The following is a 6164-nucleotide window of genomic DNA, read 5'->3' on the forward strand; positions in this document are numbered from 1 at the left end:
GGGTGGCGGACCCGGCAGGGCGGCTCCGCAGAGTGCCGGTGCCGGGGCCGGGTAGTCGGTGCCCGTCAGTCGACGAGCGCCACCGAGGTGACCCGGTGCAGCACGAAACTGCGCACCGTGCCGGCGGCCGGATCGAACGCTTCGAGCGTGCCGCCGCTCACCGCGACCGGGTCGACGATGCGCCGGGTCGCGACGCCCTGCGCGTCGACGTACCCCAGGTTGACGCTGCGCTTGCTGCGCACCGCGAGCTGCAGCAGCGCCATCGTGGCGGCACCGCCGGACCGGCTTCCGTCCGCCTGCACCGACTTCGACGCCGACGTGGTCGCGGCCCGGTCACCGGCGCGCAGGGTACGGACCAGCGTGTCGAGCTGCTCGGCGGTCGGGGGGACCGGGCCGGTGTAGCGGGGGCGCGTGCGCGGCACCGCCAGCCGGGCACCGGGCGGGCGCAGATCGAGGACCGTGCCCGACGAATCCTCCCCGGCGGGAGCGAAACCCGCCGCCCGCAGTTCCTGCAGCACCTCGGCCAGCGGAGCCTGGGAGATCGCGACGGTCGGTGCCAGCGCGCGCAGCGCCAGGGTGGCGGCGACCGGCGCGGCGAGGACCTCGGCGAGCAGCGCCGGATCGTCGGACCGCACGAACGACGACGCGATGCCGGTGCGCAGCCGTCCGTGCCGCCGCGCGACGTCGTCGATGAGATAGGTCAGGGACTGCGGCACCGGGGTCCGCGAATGCGTCGCGAACAGCGCGTGCAGATCTCCGGCCCCGGTGCCGGCATCCAGCGCCCGCCGCACACTGGCCTCGCTGATGCGGTACACCGTGGCCGCGCCGGCCGATTCCACGTCGGCGACGAGCGCGATGCGCGCGGCGAGATCGGGCACCAGCGGCCCGGGTGCGACCACGGTCAGGTCCGCCTGCACGAGGACGTAGTCCACCGGCTCCGGTAGCGCGGCTTCCATCTCGGCTTCGGCGTCGCCGCCGTGCAGCAGTGCCTTGCCCGGGGATGCGATCGACCCGTGCGCGACGACGGCGAGCGCGGTGGCCTCCCGCAGCGTTTCGGCGACCGCGTCACCCCCGAGCCGCCCCGCCCACCGCGGCCGACGCCAGGCCAGTGCCGCGCGGATCTGCCCGACGTCGGGCGCCGATCCGGGGGTCTCCGCGAGGTATTCGAGCAGGAGCCGCCGGTCGCGAACTGCGGGCGGGGACTGCACCTCGTCGGACAGCGCGGCGATCGGCTTGTCGTTCTGGTCGCGGCGGCCGACGAGCCACGGCCGCCGCGGCGAGTCGAGCCACGCGCCGGCGAGCACCGCCCACCGGTGTCCGGCGGGAGCCTTCATCCAGCCGTCGGCGGAGGTCGTCGGAGCCCAGTAGTCGTCGACGTCGGTGGGTGGCGGCGGGTCCGGCAGGCCCCGCGCGATCAGTCCGGCCGCGGCGAGCACCTCGACGAGCAGCGCCGCGTGGGTTTCGTCGATGCCGACGGTCTTCGCGAGCCTGCGCACCTCGCGGACCCCGAGGCCCCCGGATTTGAGCGCGGGGGCGGGGGCGGTACCGAGTGCGTCGATCAGTTCCTCGGCGTGCCGCAGCAGTTCGAGGGCGGCACCCGCGGCGGTCGAGTTGATGTCGGCGACGGTGTGCGTGGCCGGCGCCGCGGGCGGCGGCGCGAGCGCGGCCGGATCGAACGGTGCCTCACCCCGTATGTACTGGCCCACCCGATGGGGGAGCTCGACGGTCTCGTCGTCGAGGCGGATCAGCAGCCCGGACGCGATCAGCTGCTGCACCGGCCGGTCGGCGGGCGTGTCCGTGGCGGCGTCCTTGGTCCGGCCGACGGGGGAGGTGCGGGCCAGGGTGTCGAGGATGCCGCGGCGGGCGGCGTCGAGGTCGTCGATCATCGCCGCGAGCTCGGCGTCGTCCGGAAGATCGGAGGCAGTGCTGCGGGCGATGCGCCAGGGCACGGTCTCGGTGGCCGCCGGAACCAGGGACAGTTCGTCGGCGGAACCCCACACGAGCAGCAGGGTGCGCAGACGGTCCAGGGTGCGATCGACGTTCTTCGCGGTGGTGCGACCGGCGAGCCGGTCCAGCAGCGCGCGGCGCGTGACGGGCTTCTCTGCGGCCCCGAGCCGGGCGAGCGCCTCGATGACCCCGAAGTCGCCGGTGGTCAGTTCGTCGGCGGCCCGGAACACCGACGCCCGCTGCTGGGCGCGGTTCGCCAGCACGGTCATCGTGGCCGGGGGCGGCACCACCAGATCCGGCCGGGCGCGCAGCAGCGCGGCGAGGTCGGAGTCGCGACGTCCGGTCAGCCACCGGGCGAGGGTGGGGGGCCCGGAGTCGGGCCCGGACGAGGTGGTCGGGGTCATTCGACCCAGATTAGAGACCTGAGGTGGCCCACTGCGAACTCACCTGCCAAAATGAGCGCATGGCGAACAATTCGAAGAACACGTACGTTGATCGCGGGTGGCCGGAACTTGTCGATGGCGATCTCGCCGTCACCGAGTTGTCCTCCACGCGTTCGGGTCCGCTCTCTCCGTACGGTGAGGAGACCGAGTTCCCGCTTCCGGTCGAGTCCCTCCCGTACACGCACCCGCAGACCGTCATCAACCGCTGATTCTCCGAACCTCAGGCTCTCGAACGCAGAGCTTCCGAACACAGAGAAGGGGCCCCGCACCGATCCGGTGCGGGGCCCCTTCTCTGTGTTCGTGTCAGTTCGGCAGGATGGCCGTGACCTGATCGACCAGGCCCTGATCGACCGGGATGCCGGCGGCGCGCAGCGCCTCGATGCCCTGGGCGAAGCCTTCCTTGGCGCTCTGCGGCGCGAGGAACGGGATGCTGTCCTGCAGGGTCGGCGCGGCCTCGGGGGCGGCCTGCTCCTGCGGCGTCTCGACCTTGTCCGCGAGCGTGCCGGAGGTCGGCGCCGAACGCTGGGTGGGTGCGCTGCTCAGGCCGAGGCTCGAGGAGCAGGACGGCCATGCGCCCCAGCCCTGGCCTTCGAGGACCCGCTCGGCGACGGCGATCTGCTGGTCGCGGGTGGCCTGGTGGGCGGTCGGTGCGTACTGCGTGCCGCCGTAGGCGTTCCAGGTGCTCGGCGAGAACTGCAGGCCGCCCTGGTAGCCGTTGCCGGTGTTGATACCCCAGTTGCCGCCGGACTCGCACTGCGCGAGGCGGTCCCAGTCGGAATCGGGGGCTGCGTTGGCGGTGCCGCTGAATGCGACGCCGGTGACGCCGAGAACCGCGCTGGTCAGCGCGAACTTCGCGACGGTACGGCCGGTGTTGGTGGGCTTGCGATGGCGTCCGCTCATTGCTCCGGTTCCTCTCCGCACGCGCCTACGAGGTCAGCTGTCGGGTTCGGGCTGAAGAGGTAGCCCGGCCGCGACGCTCCCGCTGGGAGCGATTCGGCTTCACCCCTAGGGCCGTTGCTGGTGCTCGTGCCCGGGTGCCTCCTGGGAACTTCCGCTCCCTGGGAGACCGTGTGGGTCCCCCGTTTCCTGTCCCCTGGATCGTTCGTTGGGGGTCCGGTTCCGCGGGACAGGATTTGGCGCGGCGGATCCGGGTCGGCCGGACCAGTCCGACCGGATTCGAAGGTAACGGTTCCGGGGGCGGAGTGTCACCAATTGATAACGCGCCATGTTTCGCGCGCAAGCAGGTGACCTGGACGGGAGTGCTCGAGAATCCGCAGGTAGCGCCCTATCTGCGGGCGCCCGGCGCGTTCGAGGCCGGAATGTTATCGGGACGTGATGTGACTAACGTCACAGGTGTGACTGGAGTGATCGGACGGAGACGATGTCCTTGCCGAGCGGCATCAGTGAGATCGGAATCATCTTCAGGTTCGCGATGGCGAGCGGAATCCCGATGATCGTGATCGCCATCGCGACCGCGGTCACGATGTGTTCGATCGCGAGCCACACGCCCGCGACGATCACCCAGATGATGTTGCCGATCAGCGAACCGACCCCGGCCGTCGGCTTGTCGACCACGGTCTTGCCGAACGGCCACAGCGCATACACGCCGATGCGGAACGCCGCGATGCCGAACGGGATCGTGATGATCAGCAGGCAGCAGATGATGCCGGCGAGGAAGTAGCCCAGTGCCAGCCACAGTCCGCCGAAGATCAGCCAGATGACGTTGAGCAGGAACTTCACGATCCACCTCCACGCGCGCGACGGCCCGACCGCAGGGCGAACGCGATTGCCAGCAGGAAGCCCAGCGGCCAGGCCGCGGTCAGCGAATACAGCACCAGGCCCGGTTTGCCGTCCGTGACGACCGGGGTCAGGAAAATCAGGACAACTGCGACGATACCGACGGCGAAGCACACCAGCGCTGCTTTCAGCAGGCCGTTGCCCGGACGCGTAGAAGAATCGGAAGTACCCACGTCGTCCACGGTAGTGGGTCGCGCAGGTACGTGGCCCTCGCACGGGTCGGGGTACACTGGCGGCCGTCTACGCGTCCCGCACCCGATTGCGGGGCGCGTTGTTTTGCATATCCACAGGTGCCCGGACGGGTACAGCTGTCGAGGAGCGGGTGAGCGCGGTGCCAAGCGGCAAGGTGAAGTGGTACGACGTCGAAAAAGGCTTCGGCTTCCTGTCCCAGGAGGAAGGCGAGGACGTCTACGTCCGGGCGTCCGCACTCCCGGAAGGGGTGGAGGCCCTCAAGCCGGGACAGCGCGTCGAGTTCGGCATGGCAGTCGGCCGCCGCGGCCCGCAGGCACTGAGCGTGAAACTGCTCGAACAGCCCACCCTGCGACAGAAGGGTGGTCGCCGCGAGAGCACCGCGGACAAGAAGCGGCGCAGCCCCGACGAACTGCACGGCATGATCGAGGACATGATCAACCTGCTCGAGGCGTCGGTCCAGAAGGACCTGCGGCGCGGCCAGTACCCGGACCGCAAGGCCGCCCAGCGGATCTCCGAGGTGCTGCGCGCCGTCGCCCGCGAGCTCGACTCCTGATTTTCGTCACCGCACTCACGACGAGGGCCTCCGGTGATGCACCGGAGGCCCTCGTCGTTGAAGATCGGGTCGTGTGACGGATCGGTCAGTAGGTCTGGAGTGCCCAGACCGCGTGGGCGATCGCGGTGCCCGTCTCGTCCTGCACGGCCGACGGCAGCTGGATCTCGACGCCGAGCAGCTGGATCGACGGATCGGACGGGACGGTGACCGCGCGCTGCTCACCGGGCTCGAAGAGGCGCCCGTCCACGAACGTCTGGCCCGTCTTGGGATCGCCGTAGACGACGATCAGGCGCCACGGGGCGTCGGAGATCTCGGACGGCAACGACAACTGCAGCGGGAACCCGGCCGGAACGTCGAGCATGCCCAGCGGATTCTCGACGCATTCCTCCAGGTAGAGGTTGCAGTGCTGGGTCGGCTCGACCGTCACGCTCTTGCCGTGCGCGAAGGCGGTGATCGTCGGGAGCTGCGGTTCGGCCGAGTCGACGAGCTTCCACACCACCGCGGCGAGACCACCCGCCGCCAGCAATACGACCACCGCGATCAGCGCGATGATCTTCTTCGTCCGGGCCTGCAGCGTCATCTGATTCCGTTCCTGCTCGAATGTCCGGCCGCGCGCGGGGTGCGCCGGCCGGCGGTCTCTTGGTCGGCGTGCTCGGGACGTTTACCGCCCAATCCGGGCAGCAGCGTCTTCCCACGGTAGGTCAGGATCGTCTGGGTCAGTCCCAGAACCAGCACCACCGTGACGACACCGAAGCCGATCCAGTATTCGGGCGGCAACAGGACCCCCAGCGCGCCGCCGGCCACCCAGCTCAGCTGGAGCACCGTCTCCGAACGTCCGAACCCGGACGCGATCGATTCCTCCGGCAGATCCTGCTGCAGCGACGCGTCCAGCGACACCTTCGCCAGGGCGCTCGCACACGCCGCGACCAGCGCCGCGGCGGCGGCCGCGAAGATGTTGTCCGTCGCCGCGACGATCGCGGACACGATCACCACCGCCGCGGTGCAGCGGACGACGATGAGCGCGGGACGACCCAGCGCCAGCCGCGCCCCCGTCGCGTTGCCGGCGAAGTTGCCGATCGCCGCGGCCGCGCCGACCAGGCCCAGCATCGCGGCCTGCACGAGCGGGTCGTGCTCGGTCTTGGACTTCGCGACGAACGCGATGAACAGGGTCAGGAATCCGGTCAGCACCCGGATCGTGCCGTTGCCCCACAGTCCGGTGACCACCGCCCGGC

Annotated in this window: 7 protein-coding genes, 1 pseudogene and 1 riboswitch; of the genes and pseudogenes, 2 read left to right on the forward strand and 6 right to left on the reverse strand. The window is 70.5% G+C overall.

All coding sequences use genetic code 11. From position 1 onward, the window contains the following. Positions 1-65: 65 nt before the first annotated feature. A complete protein-coding gene (locus I0Q12_RS13915; protein ID WP_197252484.1) occupies positions 66-2351 on the reverse strand; it encodes a helicase-associated domain-containing protein in 2286 nt (761 codons plus the stop codon). A 59-nt stretch (positions 2352-2410) separates the two neighbouring features. On the opposite strand from I0Q12_RS13915, the gene I0Q12_RS13920 reads away from it, so the two are divergent. Next, the gene (locus I0Q12_RS13920; protein WP_197252485.1) at positions 2411-2599 is read left to right on the forward strand and encodes a hypothetical protein; all 189 of its coding nucleotides are present in this window, start codon (positions 2411-2413) and stop codon (positions 2597-2599) included. A gap of 94 nt (positions 2600-2693) precedes the next feature. Here I0Q12_RS13920 and I0Q12_RS13925 read toward each other — a convergent pair whose 3' ends face one another. The 3 genes from I0Q12_RS13925 to I0Q12_RS13935 form a co-directional block, all read right to left on the reverse strand. Beyond that, positions 2694-3290, reverse strand: a complete 597-nt coding sequence (locus I0Q12_RS13925) for a transglycosylase family protein (protein WP_197252486.1) — start codon at positions 3288-3290, stop codon at positions 2694-2696. 6 nt (positions 3291-3296) lie between these two features. Continuing rightward, positions 3297-3524, reverse strand: a riboswitch (cyclic di-AMP (ydaO/yuaA leader). Between the two features lie 213 nt (positions 3525-3737). Continuing rightward, on the reverse strand, positions 3738-4130 hold the full coding sequence (locus I0Q12_RS13930) for a YccF domain-containing protein (protein WP_197252487.1): 393 nt from the start codon (positions 4128-4130) through the stop codon (positions 3738-3740). Further along, a complete protein-coding gene (locus I0Q12_RS13935; RefSeq protein ID WP_197252488.1) occupies positions 4127-4369 on the reverse strand; it encodes a hypothetical protein in 243 nt (80 codons plus the stop codon). Before I0Q12_RS13935 ends, I0Q12_RS13930 begins: the two co-directional genes overlap by 4 nt. Positions 4370-4518: 149 nt before the next feature. Here I0Q12_RS13935 and I0Q12_RS13940 point away from each other — a divergent pair, with 149 nt between their 5' ends. Then, positions 4519-4932, forward strand: a complete 414-nt coding sequence (locus I0Q12_RS13940) for a cold-shock protein (RefSeq protein WP_197252490.1) — start codon at positions 4519-4521, stop codon at positions 4930-4932. 85 nt (positions 4933-5017) lie between these two features. Here I0Q12_RS13940 and I0Q12_RS13945 read toward each other — a convergent pair whose 3' ends face one another. Together I0Q12_RS13945 and I0Q12_RS32825 are read right to left on the reverse strand one after the other, a co-directional pair. After that, a complete protein-coding gene (locus I0Q12_RS13945; protein WP_197252491.1) occupies positions 5018-5506 on the reverse strand; it encodes a DUF2771 domain-containing protein in 489 nt (162 codons plus the stop codon). A gap of 2 nt (positions 5507-5508) precedes the next feature. Next, a pseudogene (locus I0Q12_RS32825) lies at positions 5509-6164 on the reverse strand (MFS transporter); the annotation flags it as partial.

The organism is Rhodococcus sp. CX, from assembly GCF_015865005.1.
Taxonomy (GTDB): Bacteria; Actinomycetota; Actinomycetes; order Mycobacteriales; family Mycobacteriaceae; genus Rhodococcus.

What these genes read in the sequence shown, in the direction of transcription:
- I0Q12_RS13915 (WP_197252484.1), bottom strand. Translation starts at nt 2,351, where the DNA reads ATGACCCCGACCACCTCGTCCGGGCCCGACTCCGGGCCCCCCACCCTC.
- I0Q12_RS13925 (WP_197252486.1), bottom strand. Translation starts at nt 3,290, where the DNA reads ATGAGCGGACGCCATCGCAAGCCCACCAACACCGGCCGTACCGTCGCG.
- I0Q12_RS13920 (WP_197252485.1), top strand. Translation starts at nt 2,411, where the DNA reads ATGGCGAACAATTCGAAGAACACGTACGTTGATCGCGGGTGGCCGGAA.